Source organism: Flavobacterium sp., from assembly GCF_032153895.1.
Taxonomy (GTDB): domain Bacteria; phylum Bacteroidota; class Bacteroidia; order Flavobacteriales; family Flavobacteriaceae; genus Flavobacterium.
Genome location: NZ_JALDYN010000009.1, coordinates 17,190 through 33,665 on the forward strand (window position 1 = coordinate 17,190; position 16,476 = coordinate 33,665).

19 protein-coding genes are annotated in these 16,476 nt (G+C 40.1%); 4 read left to right on the forward strand and 15 right to left on the reverse strand.

The features are described from left to right. Nucleotide 1: 1 nt before the first annotated feature. The 12 genes from RUH60_RS05190 to hemA all read right to left on the reverse strand — a co-directional run bounded on the left by RUH60_RS05190 (nt 2) and on the right by hemA (nt 9,569). On the reverse strand, nt 2–715 hold the full coding sequence (locus RUH60_RS05190; RefSeq protein ID WP_313806121.1) for a 3'-5' exonuclease: 714 nt from the start codon (nt 713–715) through the stop codon (nt 2–4). A gap of 62 nt (nt 716–777) precedes the next feature. Next, on the reverse strand, nt 778–1,935 hold the full coding sequence (locus RUH60_RS05195; protein ID WP_313806123.1) for a serine hydrolase: 1,158 nt from the start codon (nt 1,933–1,935) through the stop codon (nt 778–780). A 161-nt stretch (nt 1,936–2,096) separates the two neighbouring features. Beyond that, entirely contained in the window at nt 2,097–2,567 is a 471-nt protein-coding gene (locus RUH60_RS05200; protein WP_313806125.1) for a methylated-DNA--[protein]-cysteine S-methyltransferase, read from the reverse strand. Between the two features lie 17 nt (nt 2,568–2,584). Beyond that, a complete protein-coding gene (locus RUH60_RS05205; RefSeq protein ID WP_313806127.1) occupies nt 2,585–2,785 on the reverse strand; it encodes a helix-turn-helix transcriptional regulator in 201 nt (66 codons plus the stop codon). Then, nucleotides 2,775–3,254, reverse strand: a complete 480-nt coding sequence (locus tag RUH60_RS05210; RefSeq protein WP_313806129.1) for a hypothetical protein — start codon at nt 3,252–3,254, stop codon at nt 2,775–2,777. The genes RUH60_RS05205 and RUH60_RS05210 overlap by 11 nt, the downstream gene beginning before the upstream one ends. Before the next feature lie 110 nt (nt 3,255–3,364). Continuing rightward, nucleotides 3,365–3,751, reverse strand: coding sequence for a c-type cytochrome (locus RUH60_RS05215; protein ID WP_313806131.1), 387 nt, complete (start codon nt 3,749–3,751; stop codon nt 3,365–3,367). Then, nucleotides 3,751–4,749, reverse strand: coding sequence for a porphobilinogen synthase (gene hemB, locus RUH60_RS05220; RefSeq protein WP_313806133.1), 999 nt, complete (start codon nt 4,747–4,749; stop codon nt 3,751–3,753). Before hemB ends, RUH60_RS05215 begins: the two co-directional genes overlap by 1 nt. Before the next feature lie 11 nt (nt 4,750–4,760). Continuing rightward, the gene (gene hemF, locus RUH60_RS05225) at nt 4,761–5,663 is read right to left on the reverse strand and encodes an oxygen-dependent coproporphyrinogen oxidase (protein WP_313806135.1); all 903 of its coding nucleotides are present in this window, start codon (nt 5,661–5,663) and stop codon (nt 4,761–4,763) included. A gap of 26 nt (nt 5,664–5,689) precedes the next feature. Beyond that, a complete protein-coding gene (gene hemE, locus RUH60_RS05230) occupies nt 5,690–6,715 on the reverse strand; it encodes a uroporphyrinogen decarboxylase (RefSeq protein WP_313806137.1) in 1,026 nt (341 codons plus the stop codon). 16 nt (nt 6,716–6,731) lie between these two features. Then, complete coding sequence (locus RUH60_RS05235; RefSeq protein WP_313806139.1) at nt 6,732–7,394, reverse strand: uroporphyrinogen-III synthase; 663 nt, start codon at nt 7,392–7,394, stop codon at nt 6,732–6,734. Further along, the gene (hemC, locus tag RUH60_RS05240; RefSeq protein WP_313806141.1) at nt 7,394–8,317 is read right to left on the reverse strand and encodes a hydroxymethylbilane synthase; all 924 of its coding nucleotides are present in this window, start codon (nt 8,315–8,317) and stop codon (nt 7,394–7,396) included. Before hemC ends, RUH60_RS05235 begins: the two co-directional genes overlap by 1 nt. Continuing rightward, nucleotides 8,310–9,569, reverse strand: a complete 1,260-nt coding sequence (gene hemA, locus RUH60_RS05245) for a glutamyl-tRNA reductase (RefSeq protein ID WP_313806143.1) — start codon at nt 9,567–9,569, stop codon at nt 8,310–8,312. The genes hemC and hemA overlap by 8 nt, the downstream gene beginning before the upstream one ends. Nucleotides 9,570–9,798: 229 nt before the next feature. On the opposite strand from hemA, the gene RUH60_RS05250 reads away from it, so the two are divergent. Next, nucleotides 9,799–10,665: an AraC family transcriptional regulator gene (locus RUH60_RS05250; RefSeq protein ID WP_313806145.1), complete on the forward strand. Its 867-nt coding sequence runs from the start codon at nt 9,799–9,801 to the stop codon at nt 10,663–10,665. A gap of 25 nt (nt 10,666–10,690) precedes the next feature. Here RUH60_RS05250 and RUH60_RS05255 read toward each other — a convergent pair whose 3' ends face one another. Genes RUH60_RS05255 through RUH60_RS05265 form a run of 3 tightly spaced genes read right to left on the reverse strand, consistent with a single transcriptional unit; the run spans nt 10,691 to nt 13,036 of the window. Next, entirely contained in the window at nt 10,691–11,512 is an 822-nt protein-coding gene (locus RUH60_RS05255; protein ID WP_313806147.1) for a hypothetical protein, read from the reverse strand. Nucleotides 11,513–11,518: 6 nt separating this feature from the next. Continuing rightward, nucleotides 11,519–12,274 carry a hypothetical protein gene (locus RUH60_RS05260; protein WP_313806148.1) on the reverse strand — a complete coding sequence of 252 codons (756 nt, stop codon included), beginning with the start codon at nt 12,272–12,274 and terminating at the stop codon, nt 11,519–11,521. A 12-nt stretch (nt 12,275–12,286) separates the two neighbouring features. Continuing rightward, nucleotides 12,287–13,036: a hypothetical protein gene (locus tag RUH60_RS05265; RefSeq protein ID WP_313806149.1), complete on the reverse strand. Its 750-nt coding sequence runs from the start codon at nt 13,034–13,036 to the stop codon at nt 12,287–12,289. 386 nt (nt 13,037–13,422) lie between these two features. Between RUH60_RS05265 and hemH the strand changes: the two genes are divergently transcribed. The 3 genes from hemH to RUH60_RS05280 are packed head-to-tail and all read left to right on the forward strand — an operon-like array spanning nt 13,423 to nt 16,475. Next, nucleotides 13,423–14,445 carry a ferrochelatase gene (gene hemH, locus RUH60_RS05270; RefSeq protein ID WP_313806151.1) on the forward strand — a complete coding sequence of 341 codons (1,023 nt, stop codon included), beginning with the start codon at nt 13,423–13,425 and terminating at the stop codon, nt 14,443–14,445. Then, nucleotides 14,445–15,002, forward strand: coding sequence for a CopD family protein (locus RUH60_RS05275; RefSeq protein ID WP_313806153.1), 558 nt, complete (start codon nt 14,445–14,447; stop codon nt 15,000–15,002). The genes hemH and RUH60_RS05275 overlap by 1 nt, the downstream gene beginning before the upstream one ends. Continuing rightward, entirely contained in the window at nt 15,003–16,475 is a 1,473-nt protein-coding gene (locus RUH60_RS05280) for an ATP-binding protein (protein WP_409559653.1), read from the forward strand. It begins immediately after the preceding gene. Nucleotide 16,476 lies beyond the last annotated feature (1 nt).

Here is a 16,476-nt window from a genome sequence, read left to right on the forward strand (position 1 = left end):
GTTACACGTGAATGATTTCTTCTTCAATCAGTAACGCTTCCCGTCGGAATTTTAAGAAAATCTGAGCCACCGCAATCACGTCTTTTTCGCAATACGTAATGATGCGGTCGATGTCTTTGTCGATGTAGAAAACTTTGCCCACTTCGCTGCCGTCGATGTCGTCTTTCGGGGAAGGAATTCCTAAAACGTTGGTCAGTAGTTTTAAGGAAGTAAAGGTTTTGTAATCACCGAATTTCCACAATTCCATAGTGTCCAGATGCGGAACTTCCCAAGGTTTTTTCCCAAATAAATTCAGTTTTTGAGGAATTGGAATGCCGTGAATCAGCATTCTTCTGGCGATAAACGGAAAGTCAAATTCTTTGGCATTATGACCGCACAAAATATGTTGCGGGTGCGCAAAATGGTTGTTGAGTAGATTGGAGAAATCTTTCAGGATTTTAGTTTCTTCTCCAAAAAAAGAAGTCACCCGAAAATGGCGAATGTCACTTTTCAAGGTAAAATACCCCACCGAAATACAGATGATTTTTCCGAATTCTGCCCAAATTCCGGCGCGTTCGTAAAATTCTTCCGGAGTAAAATCGTCTTTTCTTTGGTATTGCGTTTTGGTCGCGAAAAGTTCCTGTTTGCTTGCGTCTAATTCGCTGAAGTTTTCAATTTCAGGCACCGTTTCGATGTCCAGAAAGAGGATGTTGTCAAGGCTAATCTTTTCTATCATTGGTATGGCTTCGATTAAAAATAATTTCGTTTATATATGAAAAGTATTACAAATAAAATAATTTATTTTCTCTTTTCCAACATTTTATAAGCTTCGTTGAAATACACATATAAATCATCACTGTGCGGATCGGTTTCGGTTTGTAAGCCTTTGATGTGACCCAAGCGAACGATTATTACATTGTCTTCCGGTACGACAATCACAAATTGTCCCAAATGACCGCGCATGTAAAATAATTTTTTGCCGTTGATTTTATGTAACCAGAAGCCATAGCCGTATTCCGGACTTGCAGCAAATCTCGGTTGAATCGATTTTGCGACAAATGTACTGTCAAGGATCTGCTTCCCGTTCCACTTTCCGAAATCGCGGTACAATTTTCCGAAACGGGCAAAATCACGCGCGTTACTGGCGATACAACAATAGGCTTTCTCGATGCCATCGGGTTCGTGGTCTAACTGCCAAAGTGCTTCGTTTTCAGCGCCCATTGGTTGCCAGAAATTTTTGGAAACATAATCTGATAAATATTCTCCGGTAGCTTTTTCGATACACATCGCCAATAATTGTGTCGATCCGCTTAAATAGGTGAACGATTGCCCTGGTTTTTCTTTTACGTCTAAGCCTAAAATTACTTTCTTTAAATCGTCGTCAAAATAGGCGCGGGTTACAATGGAAAACGGACTGTAGTATTTCTCGTCCCAACTTAGTCCGGAAGCCATCGACGATAAATCGCCTACGGTTACTTCTTTGGCAAATTCGCCTTTCAGTTCCGGGAAAAAATCGGTTACTTTTTGGTCTAAACTTTTGATTTTGCCTTCCATAATCGCTTTTCCTAAAGCTGCCGAAACCACACTTTTGGCCATCGAAAACGAATTCGATTTGGAATTTTTACCATAACCATCAAAATAACTTTCATGCCAAATGCTGTCGTTTTTGATGATGAGGTAAGCTACCGTTTGTAATTCTTTATGGGTTTTTGTTAATTCATCTGTAGCGGGAACGGAGTTGTAATCTTTGGCAATCGCCCAAGGCTGCGCGGTTCCTTTTTTGATTTCGCGGTTCGGAAAATGGGTATAATCGTCTAAAAAAGCCGTAGTGTAGCCTCTGAAATAAATCGTTCGAACGGCGCGAAGTAAGTAATCGACATCGAAAATGTACATCAGGATGATGATTCCGGCGAAAATAATCAGGAACCATTTTAGAAAACTTTTTAGGAATTTCATAGGCTGTGTTTTAAACTGCGAGTTGCACGAATTTACACAAATTCAGCTTATGTTTTGGATTTTTTTGAAGCGATTGGTTCGGGAATTTTTGGTTTCCATGTTCCTGCTATCCGCACTACAAGGTAGTTGCTGCTATCAGGGCTAGACGGTTAGCCATAGTATTAAAACAAACTTTGTTGCTTCTCCGGACTTTCATGTTCCAACAGCCACTTCTTTCTCCATAAACCACCGGCATAACCGGTAAGTGAGCCATCGGAACCAATAACGCGATGACAGGGAACCACAATCCAAAGCGGGTTTTTTCCATTGGCGGAAGCTACGGCGCGAATCGCTTTCACATCGCCTAATTTTTTGGACAAATCCATATAAGAAGTGGTTTTCCCGTACGGAATTTCCAAAAGCGCTTTCCATACTTTTTGCTGAAAATCGGTGCCTTTCGGGTTCATCGGAAAATTGAACGTAGTGCGTTTACCTTCGAAGTATTCCTGTAATTGTTTTACGGCATCTTTCAGTTCCAAAGGAATTTCAGTTGAAATTTCCCCTTCCTGAAGAATGGAAATCACTGAAACGCCCAATTCATCACCTTTGATTTTGGCAGTTCCTAATGGTGTATTGATAAAAACCGTTTGCATCTGATAAAGATAGCAAATTAGTCGTCGGCTTCCAATTCAAAAATGTCGTTTACGGATTTTTCGAACAACTTTGCCATCTTTAAAGCCAATACCGTAGAAGGTACATATTTCCCGGCTTCGATTGCGTTGATGGTTTGTCGGCTCACCCCGATTTTTTCGGCTAATTCCGCTTGTGTTAGATTAGCAATGGCGCGCTGTACTTTTACATTATTCTTCATCGTTTGCCAATTTAGTAGATTTATACAACATCCAATGAAAACGGATGATAAAGAAAAGCAATAAAGTAAACATGTTGTACATCATGACATTCAAGAACGGCAATCCGTAAATAAAAAGAATACAAAAAGCTAAAACACCATAATTAACATATGTTGCCCAAACCAAACTTTCCAATCTGATTTTAGCAACCATTTCGTCTTCCACTTTCTCTTTGGAAAAGGCAAAAACCAAACCGCTTACGATAAAAAGCAACATGGTTATTTCATCAAGAATGTTGTTGGTCGCCCAACTGAAATAGAAAGGCCCTTTAAAACCTTCGTCGTTCATTAAAGCAAAAACTTTGGCTTGCAGTTGAACCGCTTCGTTGTCGTTAAAGTTCAAAACAAAAATCAGCCCAACAATAGAAAGTAGCCAAAGAATAAGGCTTGGTTTTTTAAGCGCATTCGGAAATAAAAAGTTCGTTTTCATGATGATTGATTTTAAATGATTGTATCAAATGTAAAATAAAATTTCCATAATGACAAATAAACTTTACATTTTGTAAAACAAAAAAGTCATCCGAAGACGACTTGAATGTGTTATTTTTTTGAAAAACTAAGAATATACGTTTCCAAAGCTTTCAACTCTTCTTCCGGAAGGTTTTTGGTGATAGCGAAATTGGTTTTCATCACACTGTATTGTGTCGGATCTACAATTGGACCGCTTTTTTCAGTTAAGAAATCGGTAATGCTGGCGTCTTTTTCTTTGTAGATTTTAGCAATATCAGCGATGCTCGGGCCAATTACTTTTTGGTCGGGTTTGTGACAAGAGTAGCACATGCCTTTACCGTCGAAAACTTCTTTACCAAGTTCCAGTGTAACTTCTTCCGGTGATTTTTTGATTTCCGGATATAAAGCGGCTTTTTCTTCTTCTTTTTTGCAGGCAACAAGGACAAGAGCAGCCAGCGGTAACACTATTTTTTTCATTATTTCTTGTTCAATAAAATCGCAGCTTCTTTAGCAAAATAAGTGGAAATTAAACTCGCTCCGGCACGTTTGATGCACATTAACTGCTCCATCATGATTTTGTCGTGGTCGAGCCAACCTCTTTCTGAAGCGGCTTTAATCATCGCATATTCTCCTGATACGTGGAAAACCGTCACCGGAACATCCACAGCATCTTTTACTTCCCGAACAATGTCCAAATAAGCAATTCCGGGTTTCACCATCACCATATCGGCACCTTCTTCCACATCCCATAAAGCTTCTTTCACGGCTTCGATACGATTGGCGTAATCCATTTGGTAGGTTTTTTTGTCTTTCGGTACTTCGACATCCGCTTCTTTTGGCGCAGAATCTAACGCATCTCGGAACGGTCCGTAAAACGCTGAAGCATATTTCGCCGAATAACTCATGATGCCTACATTATGGAAACCTGCAGCGTCCAAACCTTGGCGTAAACGTAGAACTCTTCCATCCATCATGTCGCTTGGTGCTACAAAATCGGCTCCGGCTTGTGCGTGGGAAACCGCCATTTTTACCAAAGCATCGTTGGTTGCATCATTGGCCACATCGCCGTTTTCGATAATCCCGTCATGTCCGTAAATTGAATAAGGATCTAAGGCTACATCGGGCATTACAATCATTTCCGGACAAGCGGTTTTGATGGCGCGAATGGCTTGTTGCATCAGTCCGTTTGGATTCCAGGCTTCTTTTCCGGTGTTGTCTTTTAAATTATCGTTTACCTTTACATAGATATTCACGGCGCGAATGCCTAAAGCAAACAATTCTTTCACTTCTTCCACGGTCAAATCTATCGAGCGACGGAAAATACCAGGCATCGATGGAATTTCCACTTTCACGTTTTCCCCTTCTGCGATGAACATCGGGAACATGAAATCTGCAGGACTTAAACTGGTTTCACGTACCAAACTTCTAATAGATTCGTTGACGCGTAATCTTCGGCCTCTGTGTAATGGATACATAGCTTTTATTTTTAAATCCAATCAATAGGATTGGCTAATACTTTAATCAATTTTTCTTCTTGGCTTCCGGCTTCCGGATGATGGTCGTACACCCATTGCACATGCGGTGGTAAGCTCATCAAAATCGATTCGATTCTTCCGTTGGTTTTTAAGCCGAATAAGGTGCCTTTGTCGTGTACCAAATTGAATTCCACATAACGGCCACGACGGATTTCCTGCCAAGTTCGGTTGGCTTCGGTATACGGTAAATCTTTTCTTTTTTCAACAATTGGAAGATAAGCTTGCAGGAACGAATTGCCAACTTCGGTTACAAAATTGTACCAATCCTGCATTTTCATCGTGTCGGTTTCCTTCAGATAGTCGAAAAATAAACCACCTATACCGCGCGCTTCATTTCGGTGTGCGTTCCAAAAATACTCGTCGCATTTCTTTTTATAGTTCGGATAGAATTCCGGATGGTGTTTGTCGCAAGCGGTTTTACAAGTCTGATGGAAATGTTTCGCGTCTTCTTCAAACAAATAATACGGCGTTAAATCCTGACCACCGCCAAACCATTGGTTGATGATGGTTCCGTTTTCATCATACATTTCAAAATAGCGCCAATTCGCGTGAACTGTCGGCACCATTGGGTTTTTCGGATGAAGCACCAAACTCAGACCGCAGGCAAAGAAATCAGCTTTGCCTACACCAAACATTTTTTGCATAGTGTCGGGTAATTTTCCGTGAACGGCAGAAATATTTACACCACCTTTTTCGAAGACGTTGCCGTTTTCAATCACACGCGTTCTTCCGCCGCCCCCTTCGGGACGATTCCATAAATCTTCACGGAATTTGGCTGAACCGTCCACATCTTCCAAACCTTTGCAGATTTGGTCTTGCAGATTTTGGATATAGGAATAAAATTGGTCTTTCATTACTGCTAACTGAATACTGCGACTGCCTACTGATTATACTCCTTCACCGCTTCAACAAACGCTTTCGCATGATCCACCGGAATGTTCGGTAAAATTCCGTGACCAAGGTTTACGATGTATTTGTCTTTTCCGAATTCGTCAATCATTTCGTGTACCATTTTTTTGATGGTTGGGATTGGGGATAACAAACGGCTCGGATCAAAGTTTCCTTGAAGGGTAATATTTCCTCCGGTTAAATAACGCGCGTTTCTTGGTGAACACGTCCAGTCCACACCCAAAGCTGAGGCTTTTGATTTCGACATTTCGTTTAACGCAAACCAACATCCTTTTCCGAAAACGATAACTTCCGTTTCTTCGGCTAAGGCTTCCACGATTTGGTTGATGTATTTCCAAGAGAATTCCTGATAATCGGTTGGCGATAACATTCCGCCCCACGAATCGAAAATCTGAACGGCATTCACTCCTGATTTTACTTTTTCTTTTAAATATAAGATAGTCGTATCGGTAATTTTTTGCAATAAAGTGTGTGCAGCAACCGGATTTGAAAAGCAGAAACCTTTCGCGGTGTCAAAACTTTTCGAACCTTTTCCTTCCACGGCATAACAGAAAATCGTCCAAGGCGAACCTGCGAATCCGATAAGTGGAACTTCGTCATTCAGCATTTCTTTGGTCAATTTGATAGCATCCATCACGTAACCTAAACTTTCTTCGATATTCGGGATGAATACTTTTTCCACTTGCTCCATCGTTCGGATTGGATCCGGAATAATTGGGCCTAAATTGTCTTTCAATTCCACGTGAATGCCCATCGCTCTCGGAACTACTAAAATATCGGAGAACAAAATTGCCGCATCCGGTTTTACAATACGAATGGGTTGTACGGTGATTTCAGCAGCCAATTCCGGAGTTTCGCAACGGGTGAAAAAATCGTATTTGTCGCGCAACGCACGGAATTCGGGTAAATATCTTCCTGCCTGACGCATCATCCATACGGGTGGACGCTCAACAGTTTCTCCTTTTAAAGCTCTTAGAAATAGGTCGTTCTTTATCATTTTTTTTAGCTTTTTGCTATTTAAATTCGTTGATGCATTGAATAATCGTATTCTCAATCGTAGGCGAGTTTGCGATTATGATATTTTTAATTCCCGATTGGCTTGCTGCTTCTGCTGTGGTGTTTCCGATACAAAAAGCGATTTCCTTGGTAATTGTATTCTGTTTCAGATAACTCTCCACGCCCGATGGACTGAAAAACAAAATGCCATCCGGTTTGGTGTCTATCTTTTGTGGGGTTAAAATGGTTTCGTATACCGTGATTTCATTAAAAACCACTTCGGCTTCGGTTAAAGCATCCGGTAAGGTGTCTCGGCGTAAATTTCCACTAAAAAAAGTGTACTTGTTGTTGCCATAAACCAGTGTGATGATTTCCGCTAAATCTTCGGCATAACCGGTATAAGCAATTACGTTGAAACCATTAGCTTCCAGTAAGTTTTTGGTTTTGATGCCAACGCAGAAAACGTCTTTGGTTTTCAGTTCATCGATTTTTGGATGTTTCAACACACTTTCCACACCGTTTTGACTGCTGAAAATTAAAGTGTCGTGAACGTTTTTTAGCTGAAAATCAACTGGTTTTGTAGTGATGAAATCGGCTTCGACCACAGCAAATCCGGCATTCAAAAGGTATTGCTTCTGATTGCTCAATAATTTTTTAGTGGATACGATGCGGATGCTCATTATTTTTTCAGTTTCGATTTGATATCGGCCATTAACTCTGTTCCGCCGTTGTCTAAAATTTCTTTAGCACAGTTGAAGCCTAATTTTTTCCATTCGGAAATATCAAAAGCGCGTTTGATTTCTAATTTTTGTTGTCCGTCAATGGAGAACAAAACCCCGTGAAAATCGATAGTGTCGTTGTTTTCGTCGTATTTCGCCAAAGCGCCAATCGGAGCCGTACAGCCACCTTCCAAGGTTCTTAAAAACTGGCGTTCAATATAGGTGCAGATTTCGGTTTCAATATGGTTCAACTGACTTAAAGCGTCTAGGGCAAATTCGTCATTTTCCATTGCCACAACCATCATCGCGCCTTGAGCCGGTGCCGGAATCATCCAATCCAAATCGATATAATTTTCCGGTTTTAGGTTGATGCGTTCCAAACCAGCTGCTGCGAAAACTGCTCCGTTCCAATCATTATCCTGTAATTTCTGCATGCGGGTGTTCACGTTGCCGCGTAAATCAACTACATTATGTTGCGGGTATTTGTTTAACCATTGCGCTTGACGGCGTAAACTTCCGGTAGCGATGGTTCCTTCGGAATTTAGAAAATCCAAATTGCCTTTGTGAACCAAAATATCAAGTACGTTGGCTCTTTCCAAAACCGCCGCTTGAACAATACCTTGCGGTAAAGCTGTCGGCACATCTTTCATGGAGTGAACCGCAATGTCGATTTCGCCTTTTAACATAGCGACATCTAAGGTTTTGGTGAAAATCCCGGTGATACCTAATTCGTATAAAGGCTTGTCTAAGATGAGGTCGCCGGTAGATTTTACGGCTACTATTTTGGTGGAATACCCTAATTGCTGTAATTGGTACTGAACAGTATGGGCCTGCCAAAGCGCCAATTCGCTGTCGCGGGTTCCGATGCGGATGGTTTTAGTCATTTTTTACGGTTTCTATCTGGAAGATTTTCTCAATCCATTGGATGCTTTCGTCCACTACGGTGTTGTCGTCTTTCAGATGATTGGCAAAATGGTTGGTGATTTTCTGAATGATGCGGTTGCTGATTAATTCAGCTTGCTCTTCATCAAAATTGCTGATTTTTTTGCGCTGTGCCGTCAGCTCTTTATCCTTAATCGTATTCAGTTTTTCTTTTAAAGCGTGAATGGTCGGGGCAAATTTTCTGGCTTTGGTCCAGCTGATGAATTCGTCTTTGATTTCATCGATAATGGCTTCTGCGGCCGGAATGTGTTTTTTACGGTTTTCCAAAGTCTCGTCGGTCATTTGGGATAAATGATCCATATGCACCAAGGTGACTCCTTCAATACTTTGCACGTTTTCGTTCACGTTCTTCGGAATCGACAAATCTAAAATCAACAAGGGTTTTTTCAGATTCAAAATTGCTTTGTCAATAGTTGGGTTTTGCGCTCCTGTTGCCACTACCAAAACATCTGCTTTCTGAATTTCGGCTTCTAAATTAGCGTAATCTTTTACGATTAAGTTGAATTTTCCGGCAATTTTTTCAGCTTTATCCTTAGTTCGGTTGATTAAAGTGATGTGGTCGTTCTTGGTGTGTTTTACCAAGTTTTCACAGGTATTTCTTCCGATTTTACCAGTTCCGAACAGTAAAATATTTTTATTGGAAATGTCTTCCACATTGCGCATGATGTACTGCACCGCCGCAAAAGAAACCGAAGTGGCTCCCGAAGAAATCTCCGTTTCGTTTTTGATGCGTTTACTGGCCTGAATGACTGCATTGGTCAAACGTTCCATGTAGTTGTTGGCCAATTCAGCATTTTTACTTTCGATAAAACCGTTTTTCAACTGGCTGATGATTTCGAAATCGCCTAAAATCTGACTGTCCAAACCAGTTCCCACGCGAAACATGTGGTGAATAGCGTCTGCGTTTTTATGTACGTACGCAACTTGTTGGAAATCTTCCAAAGTTCCCTGCGAATTGTCGCATAGTAATTTGATTAACTGAAACGGATGTTGGGCAAAACCGTATATTTCCGTTCGGTTACAGGTTGAAGTTACCAGTAAACTATCTATCTCGTTAGCTTTCGCTTGCTGTAATAAGTTGGTTTTCGCCTCATGGTCAAGGCTAAATTTTCCTCTAATCTCGGCGTCTGCTTTCTTATAGCTCAATCCAACAACGTAAAATGTAGCAGGCTTTGATATAGTATTGTTTTCCATTTTTTCACTTTTTACTAAAAGTTCCACAAAAGTAAGGGCTGCACTTTTATAAAAATAACGCTAGAAGTTCTTTTTATGTCGCTCAGGGTTATTTTTAAATGAATTTGGCTTTTAAGCGTTATTTCTTTTAAATTTGTATGAAAATCAAGGCTTCAACTGATTTTTATTTAGAGTGATTCTAAATAGATTTGTAATTTTGCTTTAAAGTTATATACGAAAAAATACCGCTATGGGTTCTACAGAAGAGATAAAAATTGAAGAAGATTTCATACTGTTGCGTTTTCAAAACGATTCGGATGACACGGTACGTTTTGAACGTCAGGTACATACCGGGCTGATTCAGTTTCATTTTGGGTTGAAAGGCGATGCTAAATTTATCTTCAATCAAGGAAACTATGCTTTGGAACTGAAGGAGGAAAAATCGCTGCTGTTGTACAATCCGCAGAAAGAGTTGCCGTTACAAATGGAAATCGCTCCCAAATCGTGGGTTATTACCGTTTTGGTATCTATTAAAAAATTTCACGGCTTATTTTCGGAACAAGCGGAACATATACCATTTTTGAGCGATGAGAACAAGGACAAAAAGTATTACGGAGAAGAAAATATCAGTCCGTCGATGGCGATTGTGTTGAACCAAATGTTTCATTACTCTTTGAATCCGTCGATTAAGAATATGTATTACAAAGGCAAAGGTTATGAATTGCTGAGTTTGTTTTTCAACCGCAATGAAGACCCGAATGCGGAGCAATGCCCGTTTTTAATTGATGAAGAAAATGTTCAGAAACTCAAAAAAGCCAAAGAAATTGTTATTGCCAACATGGCCGAACCGCCTGGTTTACAGGAATTGGCCGATGAAGTTGGGTTAACGCTTAAGAAGCTGAAAATGGGTTTCAAACAAATTTATGGGGATACCGTTTACGGTTTCCTGTTTGATTATAAAATGGAACACGCCCGACGTTTGTTGGATTCCGGTTCGTATAATGTGAACGAAGTCGGGCTGAAAATCGGATACAGTACGGCGAGTCATTTTATCGCAGCGTTTAAAAAGAAATTCGGAACCACACCTAAAAAGTATTTATTAGAGAAAAGTGCATAAAAAAGCGGTCATCTGACCGCTTTTTTTAATTATAGTAGTGTGCTATGATTTGTACTTCGTCGTTTCCGGTGCCGAGATACATTTTATGAGCGCCTGTTCCACCAGCATCACTAATGGCTAATTGTGCGGAAAACATAGGGCAATAAGTTCCTGCCGGGAGCTTTATATAGTCTGTTCCGGTAATGTGGTAATTTTCCATTTCACCTCTGGTAGCATCATTGTTAACATAATATTGTCCGGAAATGCCTAATCCCCCACCTAAAGTTGAGGTTCCAGCATCAATCTGAAAGGAACCACCAATTGGGTTTCCGTCGAGGTCTGTAGTTACTACAGGACCAGTATAGCTATTCTGTCTGAAGTAAAGCAGGGTTTGAACAATTCTGGCATAACCGTCACTCATACGGTTGCTGCCATTCTTTTCAATAAGATAAGAAACTGCATAATTAATCTCCAAAATGGCAGGTCGGGTTAGGGTAAAAGTAGAATTAGGAATATCTCTTGGAATACCGGCAAAATCATACCCGCTTCCATATCCGTGCTGCGTAATCATGTTTCCGGAATTGTCTTTGGTGTCATTAAGATAGTTTTCAGCATCGAAAAGCAGTTCAATATCGCTTTTTTCGGTTCCGAGTACCAAATCGCCATTGGCATTAATAAATACCCGGCTAACATTACCCGGACCCAAATTGTTAACATTGTTAGGATAACTAAGCCCGTCGATTTTAACAGTCGAAGCGGCTCCTCCTACGTGCAACCCTTGCTGAGGATTAGATGTTTTAATTCCTACCTGAGCAAAAATTATGAAAGGAATACATATAAGTGCTATTGAAAAAGTATAGTTTCTCATGATGTCTTAATTATAGATTCGTATTTTAAGTAAATCCTGTACACCACCAAAGCCAACACTGGTGTATTTGCTTACCCCGTCAATGGTTTCTGCAAAAAAATACAGCGCATGGTTTCCGGCTGGTATTGTACTGTATCCATGACCATTGGTATAAGCATATCCTAAAATTCCTTGGTCATCTGATGAGTAGGACTGTGCATTTAAACCATATTTTTTTGATAATTCAGAGGCACTTAGCCCGTTATTGTTGATATCAATGCAAAAATATATTTTATAAACGCGTGCCGAAATGTCGTTAAAAGCTGTTTGAGAAATATTTAAATCTGTTCTTGAAAGCAATGCAGAAATGCTGTATTTTACTTCAATCAAGGCAGAAGAAGGTGAACTGAAATCAATTTTTGCCAGTTGTCCACTAGTTCTCGTGGTGGTCGTAGGATTGTTGATTATAACACCTTTATTTGTTGCTCCGTCAGGAATAAAATTATTTTGGGACAATAAAAAATTCAGTGGCGCAATTGTACCACCAGGGCCACTTCCGTTAGCAGCCGAAGGTGTAATGGTAATATCCCCTGTATTTGTTACATACGCATGTGAAGGTTTAACACCGTCATTATGTACAGGAGAATTAACCGCATCAAGACTTTGAATTCTAATAGTAGAAGTATTGCCGGCAACATGTAAATCTGCTGCTGGATTTGCTGTTCCAATCCCAACTTGTGCATTCAGCAAAAATGGGAAAACGAGTAAGATGAACTTTTTCATGGTATTTGAGTATTAGTACAATCGCATAAATATGGAATCCGTATCTATAGCGAGTCTTACATATGTTGCTAATGAAGGTAAGTTGGAAGAAACTTCGGCTTTAAATCGTAACGTGTGGGTTCCCGGCGTCAATTGAATATAAGTGGTGCTCGAGTTGAAAAGTTGCCCTGTTGCGCCAATTCGATCGGTTGAAAGAAAGGGTAACGGGTTGTTGATGTTACGATTCAAGTAAGACTTGGATGCTTGTCCGTACTTTCTGGTACCGCCATTAAGGGTGTAAAAGGTAGAAACTCTTCGGGCTCCGCCGTCACGAATCATTGTAAGCGGCGCATCGGTTTGAAATACTTCAAAACTTAAACTGTATTTTACTTCCAGAATGGCATTTCGTGTAACGGTGATAGTATAAGTAAAAAAATTGGTTTCATTTTTACCGTCAGCATCTGCTGCTGTGAGCTTTATTGTAGAAGTTGGAATAGCAGTATTGTCGTAAGCATCAGTACCGTCGCTATTAGCGAAGGGCTGCATGTTTAAGGTAAGAAAACCATTGCTGTCAACATAAAGCGGATAAGTTGCGGTAGGTTGGAGATTGCCACCATTATAAGGATTGTTGTCTTTGTCCAGACTTTCAACCCTGAGTGTTCCAACACTTTTGTCTAAATCCAACTTTTGCTGTGGGTTGGATGTTCCGATACCTACGAAGCCAGACTGAGCTTGTAGAATACTGTAGGTAAAAAATGCAATTAACGAGTAGATTTTTTTCATGCATTTAAGGTTTAGAGATTTGTACTCTTTTTTTGTTCAAAATGTAATTCAGTAATAGCCACAGTTACCTTCATAATTTTGCATCATAGAGAACATACTCATCCAAAGAATGCAATATTGTTTTTGGTAAACTTTTTCAAAACAAAAAATAGCGTGAATTCATTCTTACAAAACGTTAACCCTGGAATGAAATCGTTTGCGTATTTCTTATTTGAAACTAAATTTATTGCTAAAAAATTCAAACATTATTCAGAAAAGATGAATATTCTTTAAAGTGACGAATAATTTCGACGAGATGCAGAAAAGAAGCTGTGTAAGAATGGAAATTGAAGCAACCGCAAATTAAATTGCCGATAATTGTCTTACCTTTGGAAAAAATTACAAAAATGAAGGGAGTTTTACTGGTCAATTTAGGTTCTCCAGACAGTCCAAATCCTAAGGATGTTAAGCCATATTTAGACGAATTTTTAATGGACAAATACGTAATCGATGTACCGTATTGGTTGCGTGCCTTATTGGTTAGGGGTATTATTCTTAGAAAACGTCCTGAAAATTCTGCTGAAGCCTACCAAAAAATTTGGTGGGAAGAAGGTTCTCCGTTAATTGTACTTTCCAAGAGAATGTATGAAAAAGTAGCGCAAAAAGTTAGCCTTCCTGTTTCCTTAGCCATGCGTTACGGCAAACCTTCCATCGAAACCGGCTTACAGGAATTGTATGACAAAGGCGTTCGCGACGTGTTGCTGTTTCCGATGTATCCGCAATATGCGATGGCTTCGACTTTGACGATTTTAGTGTTGGCCGAAGAAATCCGCAAGAAGAAATTTCCAGACATGAAGATTACCGATGTTCCGGCATTTTATAACAAACCCGATTACATCAAAGTGCTTTCGGATTCCATGAAAAAACATTTAGGTGATTTTGAATACGATAAATTGGTGTTTTCCTACCACGGTATCCCGGAACGTCATGTGCGTAAAACCGATGCGACCAAAAAACATAAAACGTTTGTAACCGATAAAATGTGTTGCGAAGTAGGAACTCCTGAAGCTGAATTCTGTTACCGAACCCACTGCTACGAAACCACCCGTTTGGTCGTGGAGCAATTGCAAATTCCGGAAGACAAATATTATGTAACCTTTCAATCGCGTTTGGCAGGTGATAAATGGTTAGAACCGTATACCGATGTGGTCATTAACGATTATCCGAAACAAGGCGTTAAAAAAATAGCGGTGGTAACTCCAGCTTTCGTAACCGATTGTTTAGAAACTTTGGAAGAAATCGCCATGCGCGCCAACGAAGAATTCATCGAAAACGGCGGCGAGCAGTTTTTAACCATTCCGTGTTTGAACGACGACGACCACTGGTGTGACGTGGTAGCCAACTGGATTAACGACTGGCAAAATAAGTAATGGACGCGTATTATAACTACATAAAATCCCTGCATTTAATCTTTGTGATTACCTGGTTCGCCGGACTGTTTTACATCGTTCGGTTGTTTGTGTATCATGCAGAAGCCAAAGCTAAATCGGAACCCGAACAAAGTATTTTGGTAAAACAATACCAATTGATGAGTTATCGGTTGTGGTACATCATCACTTGGCCTTCTGCAATACTAGCTAGTATTTTTGCCTTTTGGATGCTTTTCGGAACGACATTGGGCAACGCTTGGTTAAAAATGTCCTGGATGCACGTTAAATTAGGTTTTGTTTTTCTATTGTATTTGTATCACTGGAAATGCCATCAGCTATTCAAACAATTGCAACGCGATGAGGTTAAACATTCATCCTCTTTTTTCCGACTGTGGAATGAAGGCGCGACCATCATATTATTCGCTGTAGTTTTCCTGGTGATTTTAAAAGACGCCCTCAATTGGATTTATGGTGTGGTTGGAATCGTTTTATTTTCCGTACTTTTAATGATAGGTTATAAATTGTACAAAAAAATACGCGAGAAAAACCAAAGCTAAATGGCGAATGGCTTTAAAATAACGCAGTTGTCCCTTCGGTTAAGAATTTTCCTTTCGATGATTTTCTTAACACTGATTGCTTCCGTATTAATTGCGGCGGTTTCCATTTATCAGTTTAGAAAAGAAGCCCGCGACTACCATCAGGATCGTTTGGAACGCAAGGAAGATGCGATTACCGAACACATCAACTTTATTTTATCGACTACTACTTATCCGCTAACGACTGAAAATCTTCCGCTTATTTTCAAAGACAAGATTTACGAGCTGGCGAACATTCACAGTCTGGAAATTAATATGTACGATTTGAACGGAAAACTGCTCATTTCGTCCAAAGGGGCTTTTTCGGTGGATAAAGCTGCGAAACCCATTCAGCCGATTATTTTAAAAATCATTCAGTCCAGCCCAAGCAAACGTTTTGTCGATTTGCAGATGGTAGAAGGGCAAAAATACCGCTCGGCCTACAGTTATCTGAAAGATACCAAATTCAAACCGCTCGGGATTATCAACTTACCCTATGTGGAAGAAACCAGTTTTTATGAAAACGAGGTAAAAAATTTCCTGATGCGTTTTAGTCAGGTTTATGGTTTTATGCTCTTGATTTCGTTTGTGATTGCCTATTTCTTATCGAGTTACATTACCAAATCATTGCAGACGATTAGTGAAAAACTACAACAAACCCAGTTTTACAAGAAAAACGAAAAAATACAACTTGAATCGACCAGTAAAGAAATCAATTCCCTGATATCGGCGTACAATGCGATGGTCGATAAACTCGAAGAAAGTGCTGCTTTATTGGCGCAAAGTGAACGGGAAGAAGCCTGGCGCGAAATGGCCAAACAAGTAGCGCACGAAATTAAAAATCCGCTTACGCCAATGCGTTTGACTGTGCAGAGTTTCCAACGGAAATTCGATCCGAACGATCCGAACGTGAAACAGAAAATGGACGATTATTCCAAAACGCTGATTCAACAAATCGACACGATGAGTTCGGTAGCTTCGGCTTTCTCCAATTTTGCTTCGTTGCCGGCTCAACAGAATGAAACCCTTAATATTGTGTATGTGGTCCAATTGGCGTTGGAAATTTTTACAGAAGACTACATCCAATTTGAAGCTTCGGAACCGGAAATCATCACCAAAATTGATCGTACGCAACTTATCCGTATCATTACCAATTTGGTTAAAAACGCTATTCAGGCGATACCGGAAGAGCATCCGAATCCGAGGGTTGAGGTAAACGTATTCCGCGAAGGCGACAATGCAAAAATTACGGTAAAAGACAATGGCAAAGGCATCAGTATTGAAAATAAAAATCGTATTTTCGAACCCAAGTTTACCACCAAAACCAGCGGCATGGGCTTAGGGTTGGGAATTATCAAGAATATCGTGGAGAGTTACCACGGCACCATTAATTTTGAAAGCGAATTGGAAATCGGAACAGAATTTACTGTGACACTTCCTATCATCAACACATAAA